The following is a 26,084-nucleotide window of genomic DNA, read 5'->3' on the forward strand; positions in this document are numbered from 1 at the left end:
TTAATGATAGACTCATTAACGCTTTCGCTGTTCAGTTTTCAAAGAGCATTTTCACAACAACCATTTCATCTTATCAGGTTGTCCAGGCCGTGTCAACAAGTTTTTTAACTTGTTTTTCAGCGACCTCATTAATCTATCACATACCTTGAAGGAAAAGCAAGAACTATTTTCACATTATTTTTGTGATCGATTAAGTAAAAAAGAAGAACAGGTATTAATATAACACTTAACCTTTTTAAGTGCAAGTAAAAAAATAAAACCACCTGAGTTTTTCTCAGATGGTTCTATTCTGCAAGACTAGTCGCGGTTACGCATATGAGGGAACAGCAGTACGTCGCGAATGGAAGGCGAGTTGGTCAACAGCATTACCAGTCGATCAATTCCGATTCCTAATCCTCCAGTTGGCGGCATACCGTACTCAAGCGCTTCAATGAAATCGTCATCCATATCATGCGCTTCGTCGTTACCAGCTTCTTTTTCCAAGAGCTGTGCTTCAAAGCGTTCACGCTGGTCAATCGGATCATTGAGCTCTGTAAATGCATTAGCATGCTCACGAGCTACGATAAATAACTCAAAACGATCCGTGAATCGCGGATCCTGGTCATTTTTCTTCGCCAATGGCGAAATCGCCACAGGATGACCGTAAACAAATGTAGGTTGAATCAGTGTATGCTCCAGCTTTTGCTCAAAGAATTCATTCACTACATGTCCGAACGTATGGTGAGGCTCAACGGATACGCCATGCTCTTTTGCCAGAGCACGCGCTTCATCGTCGCTCATTTCCTTCCAGAAATCGACGCCGAGATTTTCCTTAATCAAATCGACCATGTGTACACGACGCCATTTTGGTGTCAGGTCAATCTCATTGCCTTGGTACTGAATTTTCATGGTGCCCAATACTTCCTGTGCGATATGAGCAACCATTTCTTCAGTCAGGCTCATGATATCTTGGTAGTCCGCATATGCTTCGTACAGCTCAATCATCGTGAACTCAGGGTTGTGACGAGTAGAGATCCCTTCATTGCGGTATACGCGACCGATCTCATACACCTTTTCCAAGCCACCGACAATCAGTCGTTTCAAGTGCAGCTCAATTGCAATACGCATATACAGCTGCATATCCAAAGCATTGTGGTGCGTGATAAATGGACGAGCAGATGCACCACCGGCAATCGCGTGAAGTGTAGGTGTTTCTACTTCCAGGTAGCCAAGGTTGTCCAAATAACGACGCATTGAAGTCAGAATGCGGCTACGCGTAATGAATGTATCGCGAACCTCCGGGTTTACAATCAAATCCACGTAACGCTTACGGTAGCGAGTCTCGATATCTTTGAGACCATGGTATTTCTCAGGCAGTGGACGCAGTGATTTCGTCAGGTAGGACAGTTCCTTTGCTTTTACACTGAGCTCGCCCGTTTTTGTTTTGAAAACAACACCAGTTACACCGATCATGTCACCGATATCCGCCAAATCAAATACTTTGCTCAGCTCTTCGCCAACGGTATCCTGACGAACGTAGATTTGAATCTGACCGGAACGATCCAGCAGTTGAGCAAAGCTCGCTTTACCCATTCCACGTTTCGCCATCAATCGTCCTGCAATCGTAACCACGTTCTCTTCCGCTTCCAGCTCTTCCTTGCTCTTTTCGCTAAAAGCTTTCGTTATATCCGCAGCGTGATGCGTTTGCTCGAATTTTTTACCGAACGGATCAAAGCCCCACTCACGCAATTGATTCATTTTGTCGTGACGCACTTGAAGAAGCTCGTGAAGCCCTTCCTGTTGCTGTTCTTCTTGCTGAAGGTCTTGCTCGTTTGCCATTTTACTCTCACTCCTCTAGAAAATGCCTGCATTAACAATTTTGTACAGACTTTTATAATAGCGATACGGCGTACCTCGCAAAAGGTACGCCATAGATCGACTGCTTACAGGTTAATATCAAGAATCTCGTACTGAATGACTCCTGCCGGTACGTTAACGTCAACAATCGCGCCTTTTGCTTTGCCAAGAAGCGCTTGACCTACCGGGGATTCGTTGGAAATCTTGTTGTTCATCGGATCGGATTCAGCAGAACCCACAATCGTGTAATCCATAACATCACCGAACTCTAGGTCTTTCAGCTTCACGCGGGAACCAACACTTACAACACCTGTATCAACATCTTCATTTGTGATGATGCGGGCATTGCGCAGCATTTTTTCCAGGGTCAGAATGCGACCTTCGATGAACGCTTGCTCATTCTTTGCTTCTTCGTATTCAGAGTTCTCACTGATATCTCCAAAGCTAATCGCTTCTTTAATACGAGCAGCTACTTCCTTACGTTTAACCGTTTTCAAATCTTCAAGCTCTTGTTCCAGCTTTGTTAAACCTTCTGGTGTAAGGATGACTTCTTTTTCAGACATGGTTCAATTCCCCCGTTTTAAAAAATGATTCCATTTATACTGGGTAAAGTACAAAGGATTATATGTAGATGTTCTATACAATATACAGCAGAATGCAATCGTCTGTGAGGTTCAAAGGTAAAGCTGCCAGTGAGGACTGGCAGCTCGGCACCCAATATTACGGAGTATTATAGGATATGAAGGAACCCTTGTCAATGTCTGGAATGAACCACCAGTTTTAGTAGCTGACAGCCTCATCACTTGCTGGTTCCAGCGGTTCTTCGCTGTCATCTGCGTAGTTTTCAATCCAGTCAACAAAGTTCATGAGGACGCTGCGAAGCTCCTCTTCTGTCTCAACCGCATTCACGAGATTTTTCGTGTGCGTCGAGCCCTTCAAGCCTTTCAAGTAATACGCCGCGTGCTTGCGCATCTCAAGGACTCCCACTCTCGGACCCTTCAGCGCGATTAAACGCTCTGCATGCAATAAACAAATATTCATCTTTTCACGTGCGGTTGGCTCTGGACCCAGCTCTCCCGTCGTCAGGTATTGAATGGTGCGATACAGCATCCACGGATTTCCGAGCGCAGCCCGCCCAATCATAACACCATCGCATCCCGTTGTATCCAGCATGCGTCTCGCATCCTCAGGAGTAGCCACATCGCCGTTTCCGATCACCGGAATCGAAACGGTTTCCTTCACCCGACGGATCCAGTCCCAGTCCGCTTTCCCTTTGTACATTTGTACGCGGGTGCGTCCATGAACAGCGATCGCTTTGCCGCCTGCACGTTCTACTGCCTTGGCATTATCCAGTACGTACAGATGATCTTCGTCCCAGCCCAATCTCATCTTCACGGTAACCGGCTTGTCGACCGCATCGACCACAGAAGATACGACTTCGTAGATTTTATCAGGATCGAGCAACAGACGCGCACCTGCATCACAGCTCGTAATTTTCGGCACAGGACAGCCCATGTTGATATCAATGATATCCGCGTTCGTATGTTGGTCTACATATTTCGCCGCACTCACCAAGGTTTCCTTGTCTCCACCAAAAATCTGCAAACTTAGTGGTTTTTCGCGTTCGTCGACAAATAGCATATCTATCGTTTTTTTGTTTCCGTGCACAATGCCCTTGTCGCTTACCATCTCGGCGCAAACCAATCCAGTACCGAACTCCTTGGCAATCAGACGAAAAGCAGGATTACAAACACCTGCCATTGGAGCGAGAACTACGTTGTTCTTTAATTCAATATTGCCGATTTTCATCTATATTCGCCTCCTTATTCCCGCTTAGTCGGGGTCTTGGAGAGGACAATCCTATCCAAACTTCATTACATCACTTATTTATAGCACATAATTCATCGTAGTCTACCTGTAAAGTGCTGGCGATCTTCCGTAATACAGGCTCTGTTGGCGTACGAGTTCCTCTCTCTAGTGATCCAACAAAAGACAATGACACTCCCATCTTTTCCGAAAGGGACTGCTGTGTATACCCTTTTAGCTTTCGGAAGGACCGGATTCGATTTCCCAGTTGATTGCTCCCCACTCACGTACCCCCTTGTGATCTTCTACCAATAAGGAAAGATAATGATCAATGGTCTGGTTATGCTCAGGTAAAACGCCGCCTTCCCAAACGTCTCGAAGCGGCACGAGTACAAAAGCACGCTCGCTCAGCCCGGGATGAGGAATCATGAGATTGTCTTGCGAAACACGAGATGTCCCGTACAACAGTAAGTCAATATCTATCGTGCGCGGTCCCCATCGAATCGTTCGCACACGTCCCAGCTCTCGCTCTACTGACAATGCCGTCTCTAAAAGCTGATCCGGGGTCTGATCTGTTTCCACAGCGATCGCCATATTCAGAAATGCGTCTTGTTCGACGTAGCCAAATGGATCGGTCTCATAAACAGAGGAGACACGAAGCACGCGAATTCCAGGTTGCTCGTTCAATCTCTGTATCGCCCGGAGCAAGTTCTGTGCCCGATCCCCGAGATTGGAGCCTAGCGCCAAATACGCAACTGTCATGAAGCAAAATCCTCTCTTCTACGGATCATCTCAATCGCAACCGACTCATAATGCCCATTGATCGGCGGATTCGGCTTGGTCACTTTTGCTTTGACTTCATGCAAAGGGAATTGCTCCAGTAGACGTTCTGCTATCACAGCGGTCAGTTTTTCTACCAGATGAAATCGTTCACCCTCGACAATTTTTTGCACACAAGTAAAGATATCGGCGTAATTGACTGTATCGTGAAGATCGTCACTCGCTCCGGCTTTGGATAAATCGAGCGATAGCTCCAAATCGACATAAAACCGTTGGCCCAGTTCAGCCTCTGCTCCAAACACACCGTGATATCCGTAAAATGACATGCCATTGAAGTAGATTTTATCCAAGGTTTAAATGCCCCCTTTTAGCATCGCGTCCATCATCTTCGTAACGCGCTTCATTTCTTTGACATCATGCACCCGTACCATATGACAGCCTTTTGCCGCCCCGAGAGCAACCGTCGCTGCCGTACCTTCGACACGTTCATCTACAGGCAAGTCGAGAACATGACCAATCATCCGCTTGCGTGAAGTAGCAAGTAGAACGGGATAGCCCAGCCCTACCAGATCATCCAGCCTGCGCATCGTTTCGAGATTTTGCTCGACAGTCCTTACAAACCCAATCCCCGGATCGAGGATGATTCGCTCCTGCTTTACCCCTGCCTGCAAAGCGATCTGTACGGACTCACGCAGGTCTTTGATATAGTTTGGGAAAAAGTCGTGATAGTCCGTGTCTTCGCGGTTGTGCATCAGGATAATGGGCACATCGAGACGAGCAGCTACCTCTCCCATCCGCGGGTCACGCTTCGCTCCCCATACATCATTTATGATATGTGCCCCTTCCAAAATAGCCCGTTCTGCAACCGCCGCTTTGTATGTGTCAATGGACAGCGGAACAGACAATTCCTGCGAAAGCATCCGAATGACTGGCAGCACTCTTTCCAGCTCCGTCGCCTCATCGACTGCTTCCGACCCCGGACGTGTCGATTCTCCCCCGATATCAATCAGGTCAGCTCCAGCCTCAACCATTGCACGCGCTTGTGCAAGTGCTGCCTCCACATCGACATAACGGCCGCCATCCGAAAATGAATCAGGCGTCACATTCAAAATACCCATGACTAGCGTACGCTCTCCCAATGGCAGGACATACTGGCCACAGTTCAGCTCGCGCCGCGCACGAAGCTTGGCAGGCATCGCTAAAACTTCCCGTACCTCTGCCGCCAACGCTCGTAGTTCTTCTGTTTGGGTTTTCATATAATCCAACGCCAAATCCATCTTCTTGTGAGAAGCCAACAGCAGCACGTATTTTTTGTCGGCAGTACCTGGTTGGTCTGAGATAACAGCTTCCGCATCGAAAGAGTGCATAATCTCTCTCACACTCTGTGCTGTTGCCCCACTCATGTTTTCCGTGTGAATCTTCAGGCTCGTCCCCGCTTCCGTCATGCGTTCGGCTTCAGGAACAGGAACTCCCCTTTTGACAAGCTCCGAAACCATCTCAGCGAAGGTCGCAGCATGGATTCGAAATGAATTGTATTTCATGATCAAACTCCCTTTTTCCGTCTTCGCACATTGAATAGTAGCATACCATAATTTACTCGCTAGCCGCTACAGACTGACGGTAGGCGCGGTGCAGTTCGCACGAATATGTACCATATGTCGAAGGGACGGAATGCCCGTCAATTTCAGTAATCGGAACAATCTCTTGCACGGAATTTGTCGTAAAGACTTCATCGGCATTGAGCAGCTCTTCCAAGCGATATCGACCTTCTTCGACAGGTATCGATAATTGCTGTGCCAAAGCCAAAACATGTCGCCGCGTCACACCATCTAGAATGCCCGTATCAATAGAAGGGGTAAACAACTGGCCGTTCTTGACCCAGAACACATTGCTCACAATTCCTTCCGCCACGAAGCCATCATGCGTCAAAAACAGACCTTCCACATCGGGACGGGCACCGAGTTCTTGGCGTGCAAGAGCATTGTTTAAGTAATTGTGCGATTTAAAGCGCTGCTGGCCTTCTGCTGTCTGTCTAGCCAACGCCAATGTCTGCAACCGTTTTGGCATGGGAGGTACTGCCAGAGGTGCTACAGGTTTGGCAAATACAAATAAGGACGGACGCTCGTAGCCCTCTGCTACCAAGCCCACCCCTTCTGCGCCAGCCGTAATACTCAAGCGGACGTAAGCATCACGCAACTCGTTTGCATCGATGGTCATCAAAATGGCTTCCGCCAGCTCTTCCCTTGTCCAAGCAGGTTGAATCTGCAACGCAAAAAGCCCGGAACAAAGCCGGGCGTAATGAGCATCCCATAGAAATAGCTTGCGGTCGTATACACGTAAGGTTTCAAACAAACCAATACCGTACAAAAACCCGTGATCCAATATCGATACTGTAGCCTCATGAGCCGGACAAATCGTCCCGTTAGCATAAACGTGCATCTGCGCTCTCTCCCGATAATATAGTCGAGAGCATCATATCACACTTCCGAAGAAAGTTCCGTTTCCTCCGAGCGTTTGCCGTGTACGAAACGCGAGATAGTAATGGAGATTTCATACAAAACGATAAGTGGCACAATTACCATAATATCGGAGAGGAAATCAGGCGGCGTAATAGTAATCGAGATAATCGCGAGCACCAAATAGGCGGGTTTGCGTATTTTAGCCAAGCGATGCGGGTTGAGAATCCCCAAATGGCTCAAAAACAAAACGACAACCGGCAGTTCAAAAAGCAACCCAAACGGCAGGCAAAGATTGAGCATAAAGGTGAAGTAATCGTTCGCTGTAATGACCAGTTCAAAATTCCCGTTGGATAAACCCAACACAAATTTGTACATCATCGGAAATAGCACAAAGTAGGCGAAGGAAAGCCCGAAAATAAACAGCAGGAACAGAGCCGGAATATACATGAGCGCCACTTTTCGCTCTCTTTCTTCCAATGCGGGCACCACAAAGCGCCAAACTTGATAAGCGGCAACCGGGATTGTAATCGCAAGCGCACCGACTGCGGCCAGCTTTACATAGATCGACAGGATATCTCCCGGCCCAAGGATCGCCAGCTTTTCCCCTGAATGATTCGCTAACGCCAAATAAATATGATCCACAAATAAAAAGCAGATAACCATACTGACAACAAGAACGGACAGCACAATCAAAATTCTGCGGCGCAGGTCTGTCACATGCTCAAGTATAGGCATCTCTTTGCTCACTCGAACTCCTCCTCATGCGCGGAAAAAGGCAGTGCGTCTCGTGTACGCACCGCCTTCACTCAGGCCGGATTAGTTAATTCGTTTCAACGCTTCTTCTGGAGCCTTCTCTTTTTCATCATCGTCTTTGGTCAAATCTTTTGCTGCGGTTTTAAATTCGGTCAAGGTTCGTCCAAAAGCACGACCGATCTCTGGCAGTTTACTCGGCCCGAAAATCACCAAAGCAATGATCAGGATCAGAATTAATCCAGGAATACCGATGCTCGACAGCATAATCTGTTACACTCCTTGTCCTAGAAACCTGTAATAGCAATCACGCTCGGCATGGCTACTGCATTTCCGCCTTTAGGCCAGTGGCTGGTTGGCTTGTCATACGACTTCAGGTTTTCACCTGGATGCTGCACCGCCAGGAACAGTGTTTTTTCATCAGGGGTAAACCAAGGACCTGTCATTTCAGCGCCTACTGGTGCAGACGCGAATTGTGCGGCTTCTCCCTTGCTGTTACCCGTTGTTGGAATGAAAAACACACCATTGTTTCCAAAGGATTTATAAATGCCGCTGTTCATCGACGAGGACGAGATGTCTGTCACGACCCATAGGTTACCCGCGCTGTCGAAAGCCATGTTGTCTGGCGCCGCAAAACCGCTTTGTGGTCCACCTGCTGCAAAAATCTCAAACGTAAACTCCAAACCTGCATGGTTGTTGTCATTCTCGAACAGGCGAACGATTTGTCCGTAGAAGTTGCCATGCTTGTCGTTGTTGGTCAAGGCAATGAAGACGGAACCATCAATCGGATGAACTTCCAGGTCTTCTGGGCGATCCATCGGGGTAGCCCCTACTGCTTTGGATGCATCTCGGCAGTTGAGAAGCACGTCAGCCTGAGAAGCAAACATCGGTTTGCCATCTGCATCGACTGCTTTTTTCAGTGCTTCATTTGTTGCGAAATCCAACGGAATCCATTTACCCTTACCGAAGTTGGCAACGTACAATGTACCCTCTTCAAGCAGCTTGGAATTGCTTTTCCCCGCCTTTGGATCGTACTTACCTTTGGATACATACTTATACACGTATTGGTCTTTCGCATCATCCCCCATGTAGACGACCAGTTGTCCAGACGGAGCCAGAACCATTGCCGTGTTTTCGTGGGAGAATCTGCCCAATGCTGTATGCTTCTTCGGAGTCGATTTCGGATCAAATGGATCTACCTCAACAACCCAGCCATAGTGCTCGGCTTCAGGCAGCTTGCAATCACCGACGACGTCCATGTAGTTTTCCTCGCAGGAAAGAATTGTATTCCACATCGTCACGCCGCCGGAGCAGTTCGCAAATGTTCCGGTTACTTCTTTAGCAATGGAAGCTGCTGGACCCGTCAGCACATGCTTGGTCAGCCCGCTTACCCGACGACCATATTTGGAATCGGAAACAAGCTTCCATGTGCCATTTTCATTTTTGATTTCAATAATGGAACCGCCAAGTGCATACAAATATTTTTCGATTTGTGCAGGGGTACGTTTGTTGTCTTCAGAATCAGCATTCAGATAGTCATAACCGTTTACGTAATATTCCAACTCACCTAAATATTCGTGATTTACCCACAAGAGGCCATGATCGGACTTGCCTTCGATTGGCAGGAAACAGGTGAAGTCGTTGTTGAACCCGAAGGTATCTCCTGCCGCATTGATCTTATCGCCATAGGAAGCCACTACATCGTATTTAAAACCGTCCGGCAGTACAACATCGTCTTTTGTAGTCGGATGAATTTCTTTGAATTTCGGATTGAAGTTATGCTTCTTTGTATCGAGACCAAACAGATGATCGGCCGTTTTTCCTGATAGGGTACCGCCAGCCGCCAGGGCAGGAATTCCTGTTGCTACCGAAGCCAACGCCGCTGTCCCTACACCGAGATAAGTCAAAAACTGTCGACGATTTACATCCATTTACTATCTCTCCTTTTTTGCCTTCTTCGGTTTCATTGTACAAGCCGTATATCGAGGAACCATGAATGTTATATAAAGAGTATGTAAATAAAAAACCGCCCTCGAAAAAGGCGGTTTTCCTGTCATATCTATGTGTCAACCTGTCGTGTGACGCGCGTATGCGGTAAGGAAGTTTTTCAGCAATTGCTTGCCGTGCTCGGTAATAATCGATTCAGGGTGGAACTGGACGCCCTCAATTGGGTACTCCCGATGGCGCACAGCCATGATTTCTCCTTCGGCTGTCCGGGCGGTTACTTCCAGCTCACTCGGAATGGACGCTTCCTCAATAATCAAAGAATGATAGCGTGCCGCTGTAAAAGGAGAAGGGATGTCCTGAAAGATCGTTTTGCCATCATGGAAAACCTCAGAGGTTTTTCCGTGCATCAAGCGCTCGGCCCGAATGACTTTTCCGCCAAACACTTGCCCAATGGACTGATGGCCCAAACAAACACCCAAAATCGGAATTTTTCCGGCAAAATGGCGGATCGCATCCATGCTGATCCCCGCTTCATTTGGTGTGCACGGCCCTGGAGACACCATCAAATAATCAGGTGCCAATCGCTCGATTTCTTCCAGTGTAATTTTGTCATTGCGATACACTTGGAGTTCTTCCCCAAGCTCTCCCACATACTGCACCAAATTGTAGGTAAAGGAATCGTAGTTATCAATCATCAAAATCATCGTACACTCGTCTCCTCTCAACTCATCGTTCTCTGCTCGCTCAACTCAAGCGCTTTCCACAACGCTTCTGCCTTTTTCAACGACTCGGCGTACTCTGCCTCTGGAACCGAATCAATCACGATACCCGCTCCAGCCTGCACATGAGCTACGCCATCCTTGATCACCATGGTGCGGATGGCAATGTTGACCTCGATATCACCATTGAAACCAAACCAGCCGATTGATCCCGTATAGACGCCTCGCTTGACTGGCTCCAGCTCTTCGATGATTTCCATCGTGCGAACTTTTGGCGCTCCGGTGATCGTTCCTCCCGGAAAAGTCGCTTCGATCGCATCAAGCGCATCCTTGCCTGCTGCCAGCTCTCCTTTGACGTGAGAGACGATATGCATGACGTGGGAATATTTCTCCACGACCATGAATTCGCTGACCTCCACACTGCCAAAGCGACAGACGCGGCCCATGTCATTGCGTTCCAGATCAACCAGCATGACATGCTCTGCTCGTTCCTTTTCATTATCAATCAGCTCACGTGCCAACGCATCGTCTTGCTCGTCCGTTACTCCACGCGGACGTGTACCGGCGATTGGACGCGTATGGACTTCCTTGCCTTTTACCTTTACAAGTAGCTCTGGCGAGGCACTAACCAATTGAAATTCAGGGAAGCTCAGATAGCCCATATAAGGAGACGGATTCAGCTTGCGAAGCACATCGTACACTTCTGGGGCAGTCACCTGCACTGGCTTGCTCTGCCGTACCGACAGATTGACCTGAAAAACATCCCCTTGGGCGATGTACTCCTGCACCCGACGAACGGCATCCTCGAATTGGTCTTTGGCAAAGGATACGGACGCTGGCACTAGCTTGGCAAGCGGTCTTTTGCGCAAAGCTTCCCAATCTGTCTCATCGCGCTCCATTGCCAATGAAGCGATCGAGTCCATACGTTTTTCCAGCTGGAGTGCTGCTTGTCGATAGCTCTCTTCGGTCAAATTGTCAGCGTTCAAATGCGTCAGGCAAATGATCTCTCGGGTCTCATGATCAAAGACAAGAAGGTCTTGCATTATCATAACATACAGGTCTGGCAACTGTAAGTCGTCAGTCGCTATCTGTGGCAAGCTGGGCTCAAAAAAGCGGTTCATCTCATAGCTGATATAACCTACGGCCCCTCCGGAAAAATCCGGCATACTTGGAAGCGCAGGCGTACGGTAACGAGATAGCAGCTCCCGCAAAGCATTCAATGGGTTGTGAGTATCTATGCTTTCAATTTTTCCTTCTGGGTACGAAACGATTGTTTCTCCTCGCTGACTGCGCAGCGTAGCGATAGGCTCATATGCCAAAAAGGTATACCGCCCAGCTCGTCCACTTTCCAGCAGGACAGCATTTTGCAGAGAAGGCTGTAGCTTTGTGAGCACCTGCCACGGATCAATCGTCGAAGACCACGGTCTACGCAGGGCTAGGGGAACCAACGAATAAGATAAGGCATATGTCTGACAATCAGCAAAGGTAGGGAACATTCTTCCTCTTCACGCTCCGGTTTTCACTATTTATCCGTTCATTATATAGTTGCCTGATACAAAAAGAAAAGACCACGTGGCCAACGCGGCTCCGTGGTCTTGCGGTATCTTTTTACAATTAATCTTCGAACTGATATAGAGGCGTGGACAAATAACGCTCCCCATTCGAAGGAATGACAACGATCACTTTTTTGCCTTTGCCGAGCTTCGCTGCTACTTGCAGAGCCGCATGGATCGCTGCTCCAGAAGAAATCCCACCGAGAATGCCTTCCTGACGAGCCACACGACGCGCAGTTTCAAAAGCGTCCTCGTTTTCTACCTTAATGATTTCGTCGTAAATTTGAGTATCGAGAATTTCTGGAACAAAGCCAGCCCCGATACCTTGGATCTTATGTGGACCTGGTTTGCCGCCAGACAAAACCGGCGAAGCCGCAGGCTCAACAGCCACGATTTGTACATTCGGATAGTGTTCACGAAGAACCTGCCCTACACCCGTAATCGTTCCGCCTGTACCGATACCGGAAATAAACGCATCTACGCCGCCAATTTCCTTGGCTTGGTCCAACAGTTCACGAGCAGTCGTCTCACGATGAATGCCCGGGTTTGCCTGGTTTTTAAATTGTTGCGGAATGAAATACGAGCTATCTTCTTTTGCCAGCTCTTCCGCTTTGCGAATCGCTCCGCCCATCCCTTCGCTGCCTGGTGTGAGGACCAGCTCTGCACCATACGCACGCAACAGGTTGCGTCGCTCCATACTCATCGTCTCTGGCATGACCAGAATAGCACGATATCCTTTTGCAGCAGCAACCATCGCGAGTCCAATACCGGTATTTCCGCTCGTAGGTTCAATGATGGTATCACCCGGTTTCAGACTTCCGTCTGCCTCTGCTGCCTCAATCATCGACAACGCAATTCGGTCTTTTACACTGCTGCCCGGGTTGAAGAACTCCAGCTTCAAGTAAATGTCTGCAATATCTTCGGTGACAACACGATTTAGCTTTACAAGCGGAGTAAATCCAATCAAATCGGTAATGGAATTAGCCACGCGCATATGTTCTGCCCCTCCTATTTTTCATAACCGAGTAAAATGCTAGGATTTATTGACATAATTATATCAACGGTAGCCTATTTGGTCAATGAGGCATTTGCCCAGAAATCTGGACCCCTACCGATTTTCGCAATCGCTCCAGCACGACATCCAGCGACTCGACCTGGGCAAATGCGATTTCTCGGCGCAGCTCCTCTTTTACCTCTTCAAACGTCCGTTGACTGGCTTCCCTACGCTCTATCAGTTGATAAATGACGTATTGATCCTGTATTTTGATCGCTTCGCTATGTTTGTCTTTCTCCAGCTTTTCTACGATGGGCTTCGCCTCGTCAGGCAATCGATTATCCTTGATGGAAACCCAGCCTACATCCCCGCCACTCGCCGCTGTATCTGCATCAATCGAACGCTCTTTGGCAATCGTCTGAAAGTCGGCCCCGTTTTTCAAATCAGCCAAAACTTTTTCCGCTTCTTTTTGTGAAGCCACGACGATTTGTCCTAAACGCATCTGCATCGGTCGGGTATAACGGTCAGATCGGCTATTGTAGACGTTTAGCACTTCTTCATCCTTGATAGTCATGTCCTTCGTTGCCAGGGTTTGCAGCAGGATTTGATAAGAAATCTCCTGCTTCAAGGCTTCCACGGTCGTCCCCGCTTGTTTGATTAGCGCAGCCTCAAACTCGCTGTCTGTCCGACTGCCGTAACTGTCGCGAATCTGGGAAAGCTCTTGCTCCAGCTGCTTCGGATCAACCGTAATGCCGGATCGCTTCGCCTCTTGAAAAACGACTTCCCGATTAATCATGTCGTTTAGCACTTGCTTACCGAACTTTTGTTTCAGCGCCGTTACATACTCGTCGTTGCTAATCGTCTTATCCCCTACGATGGCGGCAGGCTGCAGCTTGCCTGATGCCTGGTACCATGCCCAGGTAACGGCAAGCAGCAACAATACAAGCGCCCCAATGAATGCCCACAACCCTTTTACGTTGGTCATGCCAACACTCCCCTACTTGACGCCGCGCTTACATGTCTTTCAGGATGTCTTCCAACGCGGATCTGTCATAATGGTAACGTTCATTACAGAAATGACAGTGTACTTCTGCTTCGCCCTGTTCCTCAATCAGACTTTCCATTTCTTCGCGTCCCATGCTGATCAGTGCCTGAACAACCTTATCCGCTGTACATTTGCAGCTAAATTGAATCTCCGTGCGGCTCAGGATTTTTGGATCATCCAAGACGCGGGCCAAAATCTCTTCAGGAGTCAAACCTTCGCCAATCATGCGAGAAACCTGTGGAAGCTGTCCCAAACGCTCTTCAATTGCTGCCACAACCTCTTCAGGCGTATTTGGCAACAGCTGAAGAATAAAACCACCCGCCGCCAAAACAGAACGGTCTTCTGGATTCACCAGTACACCCACCCCTACTGCTGAAGGCGTTTGCTCGGACATCACAAAATAATAAGTGAAGTCTTCTCCAATCTCACCAGAGACGATTGGCGCACTGCCTTGATACGGCTCCTTGAGACCGAGATCTTTCGTTACGTACACAAACCCGTCTGTTCCCACTGCACGCGCTACATCGAGCTTGCCTTTTTCGTTTAGCTCAAAGTGGACGTGCGGGTTGGATACATACGCGATTCCTTCACCATGTGCGTTTGCTTCCGCCATAATCTGCCCGATTGGTCCGCCTCCTTTTACTTTGACATGGAGGCTCTCGTTTCCTTTTAACATAGCCCCCATCATCAAGGTAATAGTCAGCGTACGTCCCGCTGCTGCTGTCGCTGTATTCCACATGTCGTGACGACGACGCATATCTTCGACAGATTCCGTCGTGCGTGCGGCAAATGCACGAACATGCCCATTAAAACCCGTTGCTCTTATCATATAATCGCCCATATAGCGATCCTCCTTTTCGAACTCCCTCTTTAAAATAGCGAAAAAATCATGAAGCTATCTTACCAGTTTACCACAAGGAGAAAAAGACTACGCTTCTCCCGCTGTGAGTCTGACACTTTGACAATTCGACCATTTCTGACAGAAAAAACCCCTCTGTACGAAGAGGGGCCGTAATAACCAATCCTATGTTAGGTTAAATAATCTTTTAATACGTGCGAAGCTTTTTGTGTTCGCAATCGGTCAATCGTCGTCGCTTCAATTTGGCGAATACGCTCGCGGGTAAGCCCAAACATTTTCCCCACTTCCTCCAGCGTATACACTTGGTCATCATAGAGACCATAACGCATGGAGATAATTTCTTGGGCGCGGGGACTAAGTCGCTCCAACGCTGCGCGCATTTGCGAGCGAAGGTCTACTTTTTCAATCCAGTCATCCAGCGAGGACAACCCATCATCCATGATTTCTGCGTAGCTCAAGCTCTCGTCTTCATGCCAAGCCTGCCATTTCTCACTGTCCAGCTCAGCGTCGATGGATTCCATCTTCATCATGAGAGCCAGTTCAATGGCTTCCACCTTTTCTAATGGAATATCCAAGAGTACGGCAATCTCCTGTCGATCTGGCGTCCGGTTCAAAGCATGGACGAGATGTAGGACTTGCTTCTGATACTGGCGAATCTGCTCATGCATGTGGACAGGAATGCGAATCAAAGTTGCTTTGTCGTTGATGGCACGGGTGATCGCTTGAGAAATCCACCAGTGCGAGTAATGATAGAGACGCACGCCTCGTCCCACATCAAATTTGTCAATCGCGGTAAACAAACCTATCGTGCCCTCCTGAATCAAATCCAGGAACGGCATCCCTCTTTTCAAATGGCGCAAAGCGGTACTAACTACGTATCGTAAATAGGCGCGCACAATCGTTTCACGTGCTTCAAGATCGCCATCCCTTTGATAGCGAATCAGGCAAGCAAGCTCTTCTTCTTTGTCCAACATGGGTGTTGCAGCGACGCTTTCCAAAAACAGTAGAGCAGAAGTGTCCGATCGAAGCGATCTAGGGACAACAATTCCCAACTGTGTCTCCACTTCCCGCCAGCGACGGGGAGTTGAATGGAACGAGGAGGTACTCAGAGTCATATGCAACCCTCACTTCTCTGGAATGGAAGATCACGATGAAGTAGGTGAGTCACGGAATGTTTTACTGTATCCGTATTTCGACAAAACCCATTCGATTCCTGCCAGTTAACAGAATATTAACAGTTCTCCTCTCAGAACAGTTGATGAAAGCCCTTTCATAGGTTAGAGTTAAAAGTTTATGAAGAAAAAGCCATCCCTAACACCAAGGATGGCAAAAAGACAATGTCGAATTTTCTGATAAAACCAAAGGCTACTGATACAAGTGACAGGCGACGAAGTGGTTCGTGTCTACTTCCTGCCAGATGGGCTTCTTTTCGGCACATACTGCTTTGGCTACCGGACAGCGCGTACGGAACACACAGCCGCTAGGTGGATTGATCGGGCTCGGAACGTCTCCTTCGATAATGGTGCGCTCACGGCTTTTCTCCAAGTCGGGATCGGGGACAGGAATGGCCGACAACAACGCCTGCGTGTAAGGATGCTTCGGTGATTCGTAAAGGATTTCACTGGCAGTCATCTCGACCATATTGCCCAAATACATGACGCCAATACGATCGCTAATGTGCTTGACCATTGCCAAATCATGCGCGATAAACAAGTACGTCAGCTTTTGTTCCTGCTGCAATTTCTTCATTAAATTAACGACCTGTGCCTGAACCGAAACATCGAGTGCGGAAATCGGCTCATCGGCAATAATGAAGGTAGGATTGACGGCAAGTGCCCGCGCAATCCCTATCCGCTGTCGCTGACCACCACTGAACTCGTGCGGGAAACGGTTGGCATGCTCTTTTTGCAAACCAACCATCTCCAATAGCTCAATCACTCGTTTTATCCGTTCCTTCCCTTTATATAGCCCATTTAGATGCAGGCCCTCCGAAATGATTTCCGCTATGTTCATTCGGGGGTTCAGAGAAGCATATGGGTCCTGAAAAATCATTTGCATATGGCGTGTCAGTTTGCTCCGCTCAGCAGATGATGCCTGGTGGACGTTTTGCCCGTCAAAAATGATCTCACCTGTCGTCGGTTGATACAATCCGATAATTGTACGGCCTGTGGTCGATTTACCGCAGCCAGATTCCCCTACCAGTCCAAACGTTTCTCCCTCGTATATATCGAAGGAAACATTGTCCGCTGCCGTAAGTGAGAGCCCTTTACCCAACGTAAAGGTTTTTGTCAGGCTCTTTACCTGGACCAGCTTCTTTCGTTGCATCTGGCCACTCCTCCCCGTTATCCGTTTACCAGTATCGTCTGGAGATGCAATGTTCCTTTTCGAGCTTGTAGCCATCCAGCTTGACGACCTCGATGGCACTTCGCGAATCCGGAGAATGAATCATTTCACCATTCCCCATATAAATGCCCACGTGATGAACTCTGCCTTTCCCCTCTTCATGGGCAAAAAACAGCAGATCCCCCGGAAGCAACGCTTCTTTTTCCACGAGCTGTCCGGCTTTTGCCTGATCAGATGCATCACGCGGGATCTGGAGACCGACAGATCGGTGCATGTTGTACGCAAATCCTGAGCAGTCATACCCGTAAGAGGACATGCCGCCCCATAAATAATGCAGGTTGAGGAATCGCTTGCCAGCTTCTACGATTGCCTCTCCACGATTACCGGAAAGCTCGATGGGCTCGTTTGCTCTGACGATTTGGACGTCTGCTTTTGGCAAAAGTCCTGTACCGTTCGGTGTCGCTACCGTTACCCAGTCCGCGGTTTCCCCAATCAGCGGCAGTTTGGTCAAAAACGCAAGCTCCAGGTCTGGCTTTTGGTCGGCTGTATGTAGACGGGTAAACGCCGCCGTGACCATTGCCAGCTTTTGGCCTTGCTGTACCTCAAAAGCATCTGACCACGGTGCTAGCTGACGAGACGGTACCCAGCCGGGATAGCCTGTTGCGTTTTTGTTCGTTGTCTGATCAGGAATCAGAATTTGTGACCATTCCCCTTGCTCCTCGACTACCTCTACGCGGGTACCATACAGCGCTTGAGTTTGAATCGCGTTATTGTCGTAAAAACCAAGCTTCTCTTCTACAGTAAGGGAAGCGAGCCAGCTTCGTGCATCTACCGGGGATTGGAGCGCTACTTGGTCAATATCACGCGGCGACTCCGGCTTGGTCCACACAGTGGCGACAGAAACAGAAACTATAGCAGATTTCATCTTAGTTCTCCCCCTCCCACAGGCTGACGGAACGAATACCGAGCCCAGACTCTTCTGGCATGCGCATCAAGCGGCCCTCGTACGTTACGCCACCTTCTATACCATCGTGCAAAAGCATCAACGGGGCATCGAAATCAAAGCGGGTGATGTTTTTCTTGCTGGCCGCAAAATGAGCTGCTGCTGATACAGCCAAACGCGATTCGATCATGCTGCCAACCATACATGGAATACCGTGCTCTTCAGCCAATTGGTTGATCAATTGTGCTTTGTAAATGCCACCAGCCTTCATGAGCTTGATATTAATCATGTCTGCCGCACGGTTTTGCAACACCTGCAGGGCCTGCGCTGGTGAAAACACACTCTCGTCAGCCATGATTGGCGTATCGACCGAATCTGTTACCCGCTTCAAGCCTTCCAGATCATGCGCTTTTACAGGCTGCTCAATGAGTTCGATGCCAAGACCCATGTCCTCCATTTTGCGAATCGATTGGACCGCTTCTTTTACATTCCATCCCTGGTTGGCATCAAGACGAATCTTCACCTGATTGCCCACGGATTTGCGAATTTCCTGGATGCGTAAAATGTCATCCTCGATGTTGTCCTTGCCGACCTTGATTTTCAGTACGTGAAAGCCTTGCTTGAGGTAGAGAGCCGCATCCTCGCCCATTTCCTTCGGGGAGTTCACGCTAACGGTATAATCGGTTTCCAATTGGTCACGGTAGCCCCCGAGGAATTGATACAACGGCATTCCTGCTCGCTGAGAAATAAGGTCGTACAACGCAATGTCTACCGCTGCCTTCGCACTCGTATTTCCTACCATGGATTGGTGCAAGGTTTGGAAAACTCGTTCATAGGCAAGCAAATTCAAGCCGATGAGCTGAGGTCTCATCGTATTCATAATCGCTGACTCGATGCTCTCGATGCTGTCTCCGGTAATGACGACAGTCGCCGAAGCTTCGCCCCACCCGACCATACCGTTGTCGCAGGTGATTTTCACCAGAATCGATTCCAGACTATGCACCGTACGCAAAGCCGTTTTAAAAGGCTTTTTCAATGGTACAGAAATTCGTTTTACTTCGATGGCTTGAATAATCATGTTTTCCTCCATCTTCTCCAGCACTCGTGCTTTCCTTCGTTGTGTTTTTTCTCATAGACATACTAAATTATAGCACTATTAAAAATTCTAGCAAAAAAGGGGGAGAGTCATTTCATCCGCCTGAAATGACTTCTCCCTACTTACTATTTCTTACTTCACGACAGCTTTTCTCAGGTCTGTGTAGCTCAGTGAAGAGCTTTGTACACCACTCACTTTGTCGCTTGAGAGCAAGGAAGTGTTATAGAAATAAAGCGGTGCGATTGGCGCTTCATCCAACAAGATTTTTTCTGCATCATGAAGCAGCTTCAGACGTTTTGCATCGTCTGGCTCCTTGTATGCGTCTTGGATCAGCTTGTCGAATTGTGCATTGCCCCAGCCCGTACGATTGCTTGCTGCCTTCGATTGGAAAATGTCGAGGAAGTTGATCGCATCACCGAAGTCAGGCAACCAGGAAGAACGAGCAATTTGATACTGCAATTGCTTTTGCATATCCGTCAAAACTTTTCCCTCTACCTTTTGCAGCTTCACATCTACGCCCAGCGTCTGCTTCCACATTTCCTGCGCGGCTTGTGCCGTTTTCTCGTTGGCCGTTCCGCTGCGGTACGTGAGTGTAACCTCCGGCAGCTTTGTGTAGCCTTTTTCTTTCATTCCTTGTTCCAGGAGCTTCTTCGCTTCATCTGGGTTGAAGTTCACCAATTCTCCGCCTACCTCACGGAATTGTCCTTCACCGTTGGCATCAGGTAAACCATAAGATACGAAGCCAGTTCCCGGCTTTTGTTGACGCATCAGCACCAGGTCAACCAGCGTCTTACGGTCAATCGCCAAGCTGAAGGCTTTACGAATATTGGCATTATCAAATGGCTCCTTCGTGACGTTGAAACGATAAAACTCTGTACCTGCTCCATCACGCACGAATACTTTGCCATCTTTGAACAATTGGTCTGCCATGTCTGCAGGAACGGTTGTCGTTCTGTGCAGCTCTTCGTTCGTAAACATTTGATACTCGGTATTCTCGTCATCAATCATTTTCCAAACAGCACCAGGCAGAGTTACGTTTGCTGCATCCCAGTACGTATCGCTCTTCATTATTTTCAGTTCACTGTCATGCGCCCATTCTGTCAGCTTGAATGGCCCGTTTCCGACAAAGCTTGCTGCTTCTGCTGCCCATTTCGGATCTTTTTCTACAGTTGCTTTGTGTACAGGGAAGAAAGCTGGGTTGGATGCCAACAGGAGCGTCCAGGAAGCTGGTTGAGCGAGCACGACCTCTAGTGTTTTGTCGTCCACCGCTTTTACTTTTACGCCATCCACCGGACCTTTACCGCTGTTATATGCCTCCGCTCCCTCAATAATGTACGCGAGGGATGCCGCCGGAGATGCCAGTGCAGGATCAAGCATGCGTTTCCACGCGAATTCGAAGTCCTGAGCCTTTACCGGTTCACCATTGGACCATTTGTTGTCACGCAGGGTAAAGGTATAGGTTTTGCCATCCTCGGAGATTGTCCACTCGGAAGCGGCCGCTGGTTGAGGCTTTTGATTTTCGTCCAGGCGAGTCAAGCCTTCCATCAAGTTGTTCAAAATATTATAGGACGGCTCATCAAAGCCAATCGGCGGGTCCAATGACGTCGGTTCCTTGATATTATTCAGCAACAGGAGCTTTGCCGCTTGATCACCCGGCGTCGGAGCGTTTGGCTGAGCCGTGTTGCCTGGTGCATTCTCACTCGGTGCAGCTGGTTGACCCGATGTACATCCAGCCATGAGCATAGAAACACCCAGCGTAGCTGTCAGCAACAATGTTGATAGTTTTTTCACTGTTTCTTCCCCCTTATTTTTTTGTTTTTGTATGTCGTAAAAGGATAGTGACGTCAGACGACACCCTCTTTTACACGAATGAAGCCGGGCTTGACCACTGCCCTCGACAGCCTTGAATCAGGTCCCTGTTGGCGGTTGCATCGACGCTAACAACTTCTTCGCCCGAGGGTCCTGCAACCAACAGGAAACCGCGTGTTTGCTATGGACATGGGTCTCCGCAGGCTGGTAATTCCGACATACTTCCAACGCGTAGTCACAGCGCGCTGCGAATGCACAGCCAATTGGCGGGCTGAACAAATCCGGGGGTGTTCCGGGTATTGGGCTGAGCGGAATAGAACGATCTGCATCCAAACGAGGCATCGACGCCAGCAAGCCTTTGGTGTACGGATGCTGCGGATTGTAAAAAATGTCGCGAACAGGACCGGACTCTACCACTTTTCCGGCATACATGACATTGACCCGATCCGCAATCTTGGCGACGACTCCCAAATCATGCGTGATAATAATGATCGAGACCCCGGTCTTTTGCTGAATGCTTTTGAACAGCTCGATGATTTGCGCCTGAATCGTCACATCCAACGCTGTCGTAGGCTCATCCGCAATCAGAATGGACGGCTTACAGACAAGCGCAATCGCAATCATGATCCGTTGGCGCATCCCGCCACTAAACTGATGGAGGTACTGCTTCAAACGACTTTCCGGATTGGCGATCCCGACCAAGGTGAGAATTTCAATCGCTTGCCGCTTGGCTTCGCTTTTGGCGACCTTTTGATGGCGAATGATTCCCTCCATAATCTGCTCACCAATGGTGATGGTCGGGTTGAGTGACGTCATCGCATCTTGAAAGATCATCGAGATTTCTTTCCCACGCAGCTCGCGCATCTGCTTTTCCGGCAGCTTTGCCAAGTCCTGCCCTTTAAAATGAATGCTTCCTCCTGCGATTTTTCCGATATGCTCCGGGATCAAACGCATAATGCTCCTTGCAGTCACGCTTTTCCCACATCCAGATTCACCAACAATCGCCAGTGTCTCCCCTTTGTTCAAGGTAAAGTTCACGTCCCGAACAGCGTTCACTTCACCGCCATGCGTCTTGAATGTGACCCGAAGCCCACTGACTTCCAGCAGCTTTTCCGTTTTATTCATGTTGCCTACCTCCTTGACTTCGGATCGAACGCATCGCGCAAGCCATCACCGAGCACGTTGAACGCGAGCATCGTCAGCGAGATGAGGAAAGCAGGGAAAAAGAGCCGCCACCAATGACCGGACAAAAGGGTGGGGAGTCCATCGTTCGCCATCACTCCCCAGCTAGCCATCGGCGCCTGAATACCAAGACCGAGAAAGCTCAGAAACGCCTCTGCAAAAATCGCAGATGGAACAGATAACGTAACATAGACGATGATGATGCCAATTGTGTTGGGTAGCAGGTGCTTGCGAATGATGTAGAAAGGCTTTGCCCCCATTGTTTTTGCCGCCAGTACGTACTCCGAGTTTTTCATTTGCAGAACCTGACCGCGCACAGTCCGGGCCATCCCGATCCAGCCAGTCGCACTTAACGCGATAATAATGGTTAAAAGTCCAGGCCCCATGACGACCATCAGCAAAATCACAACCAACAAATAAGGAAGTCCGTACAAAATATCGACGAAGCGCATCATGATATTATCGATTCGTCCGCCCATATATCCGGCAATTCCTCCATACAAGACACCAATGAAAAAATCGATAAGCGCTGCCGTCAAACCGACAAACAGGGAAATGCGTGCACCATACCAAACACGGGTAAACACATCGCGACCAAAATCATCAGTACCAAACCAGTTCGCTTCGGATGGAGGTTTGTTTTTCATAATAATCGACTGTTTGGCGTATTCATGACCAGAGATCATCGGCCCAATCGTAGCCATAATCCCAAGCAGGATAATAATCACCAACCCCATCAGAGCCAGCTTGTTTCCTCTGAGCCGAAGCCAAGCTTCTTGCCAAAACGTCAGTTGAGGTCGCATAATCGCTTCCGCATTGAGGTTGTCTTTTCGCATAGGGATAAATAAATCATCAGAAACGATCATCCTTCGCTCTCCTTTCGATGCAGCTTAATTCGTGGATCAATGATGCCGTATAGTACATCGACGACAAACATCAGGAAAATCAAAAGTGCGCTATAGAAGACGGTCGTTCCCATAATGACGGAATAGTCGCGGTTATTAATGCCAGCGACGAAATATTTCCCCATCCCAGGAATTGCAAATATTTTTTCGATCACAAAGCTTCCCGTTAAAACGTTGGCAATCAGTGCGCCTAAAAGCGTGACGACAGGCAAAATCGCATTACGCAGTGCGTGCTTCAACACAATCGTCGCTGGAGACAGCCCTTTTGCACGAGCAGTTTCAATGTATTCCTGGGTCAACACTTCCAGCATGTTGGTACGGGTCAAACGAGCGATAATCGCAATCGGACCAAACGCTAATGCAAGTGCTGGCATAATCACATGCTGCCAAGACCCCCACGTTGCAGTCGGCAACAGCTTCCACTCGACCGCCAAATATTTGATTAATAAGGAAGCAACAACAAAGCTGGGAACAGATATCCCGATAACAGCAATAATCATAGCAAGATAATCAATGAGACGGTTATGTCGTAGCGCGGCGATCACACCAAGCGCGATACCGGTGACAATCGCAAAAACGACAGATATCAGACCGAGTTGAAAAGAGACGGGGAATCCACGGGCGATCATTTTGTTGACCGTATCTGAGCTGTTGGCAATGGATGGTCCAAGGTCAAACTGCACCAGCTTTTGCAAGTACAGCCCGTATTGGACAAGTAGTGGCTTATCCAGGTTGTAGTAGGCATTGAGGTTCGCTGCAACTGCTTCGTTTAATGCCTTTCCTTCTTTTTCAAAAGGAGATCCTGGAACGGCATGCATCAGGAAAAAGGTGAGGGTAATGATGAGCCATAACGTCACGATCATGGAGATAAATCTGCGGAAGACAAAAGATAGCAAGGACTCTCCTCCTTTTCATCAAAAACTGACCTCTCGTAATAAGCAAAAAACCCAGCAAATGCACGCGATCATGGCATTTGCTGGGTTTTACTTACGTGTATGCCGTGCATACGAATAAATAAAGCAGCGGGTGTATTCATTTGGTGACTGTGGCTTTATTTCTCGTGGAAACTGCTTGTTTGTACTTCTTTTGCGCGTCCTTAAACGCTGCGATCAATGTTTTTTGGGAAGATCCAAAATACCGAAAACGAATCTCTTCGCCAATTTCGTCCGACGCCATAATCGAATGACCGATAAAGATCGACCGAGCAAAATCAGACGTCAGTTGGACTGTAGAGGAACAGGCCGCATCTACGATCTTGTCGTTGGAAGTATCGACTACCAATCCGATAAAAAAAGCACTGAATTGCTGTGTAATCGGATTGTTCGAAGAGGACTGTGCATCGCCTACGATATAAATGGTATCTTTATCAAACAAATCAATAACCCCACTTTTACTATGCTTAACGGACCGGCAAACGGGATGTTCGGAGAGCGACTTCCTCACAATCGCAAGCTGGGTAAGCACTTTCCTACATAGTACCAGAAAAATTTGCAATTTGTAAATAAGTCTGACTAATCTTTCAGTTCTTCTACAGATACGACCGGAAACGAATGTGGCGGCAGCAGCGGCAGAAACGGCCGCTCGTCAATGTAGGCAACTACGACATGGGATGGACCGACCATTGTTTTTGGTGCGAGGTGCAATTCTTCTCCATGCTCAGTTACGACGGTAATCTGCAGCATACCACCTCCCGGACGAGCTGGCCCTTTTGTTGCTCGTTCTGTCACGAGGGTTGTCCCATTGTACTGTAGGCGTAATTGGTGGTCATTGCGCCACGAACGGAAATCCACATAATAGCGCGAGAAAGGAATGGGATCCGTGGTCACACTGTCTGCTTGAGGGACGAACATGGCTTGCTCACGACGATAGCCACCATTCTCATACATTCTGTCATCAAAACGTTCAAGGGCCTCGTCTTCTAGCAGATCAATCACACCCTCTGTTTTCAATACAGGATCAACAGCAAAGGTGGCGTGATGATTAGACAACTCAAGGAGTATCTTCAGCTCTGCTTTTTTCTGCATGGCGATGTCTGCATCTACAATAAACATACCTACCAGCAAAAAGAATAGCATCGTCGAAATGGATAAGATATTTATACCCGTAACGATAGCCTCCTAACTGGAGCTTTTACAAATCGTAGTCCATGATGTTAACCGTACCTATTCTTTGGACTTGCAAGGAATCAGCCGGCATTGGAATCCAAGAGGTAAATCGGGGGTATGGAATTGCCAGCTCCACGACAAACTCATCTTCGTGGCTCCACAGAACGGGATCAAGTGAACGAGTCCGAGTGACACTGACAAACAGGTCCTGATCTGGAATGGAAAACTTTTTCTCACTCAGCTCCTGAGCGATCAATGCCCGAACCTCTTGTTGCAGGTTGGCTTCACTCGTCCCTCCGTGGTTGCTAACGTATTTCGTAGCGGCCGCGCTCACTTCCAATAATTCGTTCCTGGCCTGAACAACCGTATGTACCTGTAAAAGCCCTAATGGAACGAGTAGCATAACCATAATGTTCAGTATCACAGCGATTAATTGACCCATTAGCCTGTACCAAAACGCGTTACTTCCGCGAGCAAATCGCCGAAAAACTGCGTGCATGCCGAAAACAGATTTTGCGGACCGGTGAGAAGCAACCCTACCGTCAAAGGCAAAATAATCGCCATTACAGCCAAAATGCTAATCATTTTATTCATGCACTACCACCCTGGATCGAAGTATTCGGACGGACGGCTTCCCGTAAAGGAAAAGGATGTATCCCCCTCTACAAATTTGTGCAGCCATTGGGTCACTTTTGAAGGCTGGATGGTAACCGACAAGGTAATAACCTCCTGCCGCTCTTTACGAGCTCGCTCGCTCTCGGTTCGAGGCCAGCTGCCAGCAAACGCATCTCCTGTCACTTCCCACCCCAATTCTTTCATTTTCAGAAGATAGTAATCTGCTAACGTCGGCTCTAAATATCCGATGTCCTGCATATCATCCAGTAAGTCGGCATAGATTCCACGGGCAATCGCCCTTTCCATTGCGTACAAGTGATAAGCTCCCAATGCGGAAG

General features: G+C 48.4%; 29 protein-coding genes. All 29 read right to left on the reverse strand.

The genetic code is table 11. From position 1 onward, the window contains the following. Nucleotides 1-297: 297 nt before the first annotated feature. On the reverse strand, nt 298-1,818 hold the full coding sequence (lysS, locus tag KB186_RS27430; RefSeq protein WP_012683951.1) for a lysine--tRNA ligase: 1,521 nt from the start codon (nt 1,816-1,818) through the stop codon (nt 298-300). A gap of 104 nt (nt 1,819-1,922) precedes the next feature. Further along, a complete protein-coding gene (greA, locus tag KB186_RS27435; RefSeq protein ID WP_007725265.1) occupies nt 1,923-2,399 on the reverse strand; it encodes a transcription elongation factor GreA in 477 nt (158 codons plus the stop codon). A 217-nt stretch (nt 2,400-2,616) separates the two neighbouring features. After that, on the reverse strand, nt 2,617-3,645 hold the full coding sequence (gene dusB / locus KB186_RS27440; protein ID WP_173612471.1) for a tRNA dihydrouridine synthase DusB: 1,029 nt from the start codon (nt 3,643-3,645) through the stop codon (nt 2,617-2,619). Nucleotides 3,646-3,715: 70 nt separating this feature from the next. Continuing rightward, complete coding sequence (locus KB186_RS27445; RefSeq protein ID WP_047074774.1) at nt 3,716-3,925, reverse strand: helix-turn-helix domain-containing protein; 210 nt, start codon at nt 3,923-3,925, stop codon at nt 3,716-3,718. Then, entirely contained in the window at nt 3,877-4,404 is a 528-nt protein-coding gene (gene folK / locus KB186_RS27450; RefSeq protein ID WP_173612470.1) for a 2-amino-4-hydroxy-6-hydroxymethyldihydropteridine diphosphokinase, read from the reverse strand. The genes KB186_RS27445 and folK overlap by 49 nt, the downstream gene beginning before the upstream one ends. After that, entirely contained in the window at nt 4,401-4,772 is a 372-nt protein-coding gene (gene folB / locus KB186_RS27455) for a dihydroneopterin aldolase (protein WP_064203224.1), read from the reverse strand. Before folB ends, folK begins: the two co-directional genes overlap by 4 nt. Nucleotides 4,773-4,775: 3 nt before the next feature. Further along, nucleotides 4,776-5,963 (reverse strand): dihydropteroate synthase, encoded by a 1,188-nt coding sequence (gene folP, locus KB186_RS27460; protein ID WP_173612469.1) that lies wholly within the window; start codon nt 5,961-5,963, stop codon nt 4,776-4,778. A 52-nt stretch (nt 5,964-6,015) separates the two neighbouring features. Beyond that, the gene (gene pabC / locus KB186_RS27465; protein ID WP_173612468.1) at nt 6,016-6,861 is read right to left on the reverse strand and encodes an aminodeoxychorismate lyase; all 846 of its coding nucleotides are present in this window, start codon (nt 6,859-6,861) and stop codon (nt 6,016-6,018) included. 38 nt (nt 6,862-6,899) lie between these two features. Further along, nucleotides 6,900-7,628, reverse strand: a complete 729-nt coding sequence (gene tatC, locus KB186_RS27470) for a twin-arginine translocase subunit TatC (protein WP_173612467.1) — start codon at nt 7,626-7,628, stop codon at nt 6,900-6,902. Nucleotides 7,629-7,697: 69 nt separating this feature from the next. Beyond that, on the reverse strand, nt 7,698-7,898 hold the full coding sequence (tatA, locus tag KB186_RS27475; protein ID WP_017247013.1) for a twin-arginine translocase TatA/TatE family subunit: 201 nt from the start codon (nt 7,896-7,898) through the stop codon (nt 7,698-7,700). Between the two features lie 20 nt (nt 7,899-7,918). Beyond that, nucleotides 7,919-9,562, reverse strand: coding sequence for a PhoX family protein (locus KB186_RS27480; RefSeq protein ID WP_173612466.1), 1,644 nt, complete (start codon nt 9,560-9,562; stop codon nt 7,919-7,921). Nucleotides 9,563-9,697: 135 nt separating this feature from the next. Next, nucleotides 9,698-10,282 carry an aminodeoxychorismate/anthranilate synthase component II gene (pabA, locus tag KB186_RS27485; protein ID WP_056493388.1) on the reverse strand — a complete coding sequence of 195 codons (585 nt, stop codon included), beginning with the start codon at nt 10,280-10,282 and terminating at the stop codon, nt 9,698-9,700. Between the two features lie 17 nt (nt 10,283-10,299). Further along, nucleotides 10,300-11,793 (reverse strand): anthranilate synthase component I family protein, encoded by a 1,494-nt coding sequence (locus KB186_RS27490; protein ID WP_232774782.1) that lies wholly within the window; start codon nt 11,791-11,793, stop codon nt 10,300-10,302. A 118-nt stretch (nt 11,794-11,911) separates the two neighbouring features. Then, nucleotides 11,912-12,844 (reverse strand): cysteine synthase A, encoded by a 933-nt coding sequence (gene cysK, locus KB186_RS27495; protein ID WP_173612464.1) that lies wholly within the window; start codon nt 12,842-12,844, stop codon nt 11,912-11,914. An 82-nt stretch (nt 12,845-12,926) separates the two neighbouring features. Continuing rightward, entirely contained in the window at nt 12,927-13,829 is a 903-nt protein-coding gene (locus tag KB186_RS27500; RefSeq protein WP_232774783.1) for a peptidyl-prolyl cis-trans isomerase, read from the reverse strand. A 28-nt stretch (nt 13,830-13,857) separates the two neighbouring features. After that, entirely contained in the window at nt 13,858-14,730 is an 873-nt protein-coding gene (gene hslO, locus KB186_RS27505; protein ID WP_173612462.1) for an Hsp33 family molecular chaperone HslO, read from the reverse strand. A 188-nt stretch (nt 14,731-14,918) separates the two neighbouring features. Beyond that, nucleotides 14,919-15,863, reverse strand: coding sequence for a sigma-70 family RNA polymerase sigma factor (locus tag KB186_RS27510; protein WP_088910250.1), 945 nt, complete (start codon nt 15,861-15,863; stop codon nt 14,919-14,921). A gap of 250 nt (nt 15,864-16,113) precedes the next feature. Beyond that, on the reverse strand, nt 16,114-17,073 hold the full coding sequence (locus tag KB186_RS27515; protein ID WP_173612461.1) for an ABC transporter ATP-binding protein: 960 nt from the start codon (nt 17,071-17,073) through the stop codon (nt 16,114-16,116). Between the two features lie 25 nt (nt 17,074-17,098). Beyond that, a complete protein-coding gene (locus KB186_RS27520; protein WP_221869322.1) occupies nt 17,099-18,016 on the reverse strand; it encodes a C40 family peptidase in 918 nt (305 codons plus the stop codon). A gap of 1 nt (nt 18,017) precedes the next feature. Further along, nucleotides 18,018-19,112: a dipeptide epimerase gene (locus tag KB186_RS27525; protein WP_173612459.1), complete on the reverse strand. Its 1,095-nt coding sequence runs from the start codon at nt 19,110-19,112 to the stop codon at nt 18,018-18,020. A gap of 150 nt (nt 19,113-19,262) precedes the next feature. Continuing rightward, the gene (locus KB186_RS27530; RefSeq protein ID WP_173612458.1) at nt 19,263-20,921 is read right to left on the reverse strand and encodes a peptide ABC transporter substrate-binding protein; all 1,659 of its coding nucleotides are present in this window, start codon (nt 20,919-20,921) and stop codon (nt 19,263-19,265) included. A gap of 117 nt (nt 20,922-21,038) precedes the next feature. Continuing rightward, nucleotides 21,039-22,064 carry an ABC transporter ATP-binding protein gene (locus KB186_RS27535; RefSeq protein ID WP_173612457.1) on the reverse strand — a complete coding sequence of 342 codons (1,026 nt, stop codon included), beginning with the start codon at nt 22,062-22,064 and terminating at the stop codon, nt 21,039-21,041. Between the two features lie 5 nt (nt 22,065-22,069). Next, on the reverse strand, nt 22,070-22,957 hold the full coding sequence (locus tag KB186_RS27540; RefSeq protein WP_370646718.1) for an ABC transporter permease: 888 nt from the start codon (nt 22,955-22,957) through the stop codon (nt 22,070-22,072). A 26-nt stretch (nt 22,958-22,983) separates the two neighbouring features. Beyond that, nucleotides 22,984-23,922, reverse strand: coding sequence for an ABC transporter permease (locus tag KB186_RS27545; protein WP_172143247.1), 939 nt, complete (start codon nt 23,920-23,922; stop codon nt 22,984-22,986). Nucleotides 23,923-24,058: 136 nt separating this feature from the next. After that, nucleotides 24,059-24,400, reverse strand: a complete 342-nt coding sequence (locus KB186_RS27550) for a DUF3870 domain-containing protein (RefSeq protein WP_173612455.1) — start codon at nt 24,398-24,400, stop codon at nt 24,059-24,061. Nucleotides 24,401-24,537: 137 nt separating this feature from the next. Further along, nucleotides 24,538-25,101: a hypothetical protein gene (locus tag KB186_RS27555; protein WP_221869318.1), complete on the reverse strand. Its 564-nt coding sequence runs from the start codon at nt 25,099-25,101 to the stop codon at nt 24,538-24,540. A gap of 55 nt (nt 25,102-25,156) precedes the next feature. Further along, on the reverse strand, nt 25,157-25,573 hold the full coding sequence (locus KB186_RS27560) for a hypothetical protein (protein ID WP_232774786.1): 417 nt from the start codon (nt 25,571-25,573) through the stop codon (nt 25,157-25,159). After that, the gene (locus KB186_RS27565) at nt 25,573-25,725 is read right to left on the reverse strand and encodes a hypothetical protein (protein WP_173612452.1); all 153 of its coding nucleotides are present in this window, start codon (nt 25,723-25,725) and stop codon (nt 25,573-25,575) included. The genes KB186_RS27560 and KB186_RS27565 overlap by 1 nt, the downstream gene beginning before the upstream one ends. 3 nt (nt 25,726-25,728) lie before the next feature. After that, nucleotides 25,729-26,052 (reverse strand): hypothetical protein, encoded by a 324-nt coding sequence (locus tag KB186_RS27570; protein ID WP_229088192.1) that lies wholly within the window; start codon nt 26,050-26,052, stop codon nt 25,729-25,731. Nucleotides 26,053-26,084 lie beyond the last annotated feature (32 nt).

This window comes from Brevibacillus sp. AF8, assembly GCF_021270385.1.
In the GTDB taxonomy this organism is placed as follows: domain Bacteria; phylum Bacillota; class Bacilli; order Brevibacillales; family Brevibacillaceae; genus Brevibacillus.

Excerpts from the sequence above, each read along its gene's own strand:
- lysS (WP_012683951.1), bottom strand. The coding sequence starts at position 1,818 with ATGGCAAACGAGCAAGACCTTCAGCAAGAAGAACAGCAACAGGAAGGG.
- greA (WP_007725265.1), bottom strand. The coding sequence starts at position 2,399 with ATGTCTGAAAAAGAAGTCATCCTTACACCAGAAGGTTTAACAAAGCTG.
- dusB (WP_173612471.1), bottom strand. The coding sequence starts at position 3,645 with ATGAAAATCGGCAATATTGAATTAAAGAACAACGTAGTTCTCGCTCCA.
- folK (WP_173612470.1), bottom strand. The coding sequence starts at position 4,404 with ATGACAGTTGCGTATTTGGCGCTAGGCTCCAATCTCGGGGATCGGGCA.
- folP (WP_173612469.1), bottom strand. The coding sequence starts at position 5,963 with ATGAAATACAATTCATTTCGAATCCATGCTGCGACCTTCGCTGAGATG.
- pabC (WP_173612468.1), bottom strand. The coding sequence starts at position 6,861 with ATGCACGTTTATGCTAACGGGACGATTTGTCCGGCTCATGAGGCTACA.
- tatA (WP_017247013.1), bottom strand. The coding sequence starts at position 7,898 with ATGCTGTCGAGCATCGGTATTCCTGGATTAATTCTGATCCTGATCATT.
- KB186_RS27480 (WP_173612466.1), bottom strand. The coding sequence starts at position 9,562 with ATGGATGTAAATCGTCGACAGTTTTTGACTTATCTCGGTGTAGGGACA.
- pabA (WP_056493388.1), bottom strand. The coding sequence starts at position 10,282 with ATGATTTTGATGATTGATAACTACGATTCCTTTACCTACAATTTGGTG.
- KB186_RS27490 (WP_232774782.1), bottom strand. The coding sequence starts at position 11,793 with ATGTTCCCTACCTTTGCTGATTGTCAGACATATGCCTTATCTTATTCG.
- cysK (WP_173612464.1), bottom strand. The coding sequence starts at position 12,844 with ATGCGCGTGGCTAATTCCATTACCGATTTGATTGGATTTACTCCGCTT.
- KB186_RS27500 (WP_232774783.1), bottom strand. The coding sequence starts at position 13,829 with ATGACCAACGTAAAAGGGTTGTGGGCATTCATTGGGGCGCTTGTATTG.
- hslO (WP_173612462.1), bottom strand. The coding sequence starts at position 14,730 with ATGGGCGATTATATGATAAGAGCAACGGGTTTTAATGGGCATGTTCGT.
- KB186_RS27510 (WP_088910250.1), bottom strand. The coding sequence starts at position 15,863 with ATGACTCTGAGTACCTCCTCGTTCCATTCAACTCCCCGTCGCTGGCGG.
- KB186_RS27515 (WP_173612461.1), bottom strand. The coding sequence starts at position 17,073 with ATGCAACGAAAGAAGCTGGTCCAGGTAAAGAGCCTGACAAAAACCTTT.
- KB186_RS27520 (WP_221869322.1), bottom strand. The coding sequence starts at position 18,016 with ATGAAATCTGCTATAGTTTCTGTTTCTGTCGCCACTGTGTGGACCAAG.
- KB186_RS27525 (WP_173612459.1), bottom strand. The coding sequence starts at position 19,112 with ATGATTATTCAAGCCATCGAAGTAAAACGAATTTCTGTACCATTGAAA.
- KB186_RS27535 (WP_173612457.1), bottom strand. The coding sequence starts at position 22,064 with ATGAATAAAACGGAAAAGCTGCTGGAAGTCAGTGGGCTTCGGGTCACA.
- KB186_RS27540 (WP_370646718.1), bottom strand. The coding sequence starts at position 22,957 with ATGCGAAAAGACAACCTCAATGCGGAAGCGATTATGCGACCTCAACTG.
- KB186_RS27555 (WP_221869318.1), bottom strand. The coding sequence starts at position 25,101 with ATGCTATTCTTTTTGCTGGTAGGTATGTTTATTGTAGATGCAGACATC.
- KB186_RS27560 (WP_232774786.1), bottom strand. The coding sequence starts at position 25,573 with ATGGGTCAATTAATCGCTGTGATACTGAACATTATGGTTATGCTACTC.
- KB186_RS27565 (WP_173612452.1), bottom strand. The coding sequence starts at position 25,725 with ATGAATAAAATGATTAGCATTTTGGCTGTAATGGCGATTATTTTGCCT.
- KB186_RS27570 (WP_229088192.1), bottom strand. The coding sequence starts at position 26,052 with ATGGAAAGGGCGATTGCCCGTGGAATCTATGCCGACTTACTGGATGAT.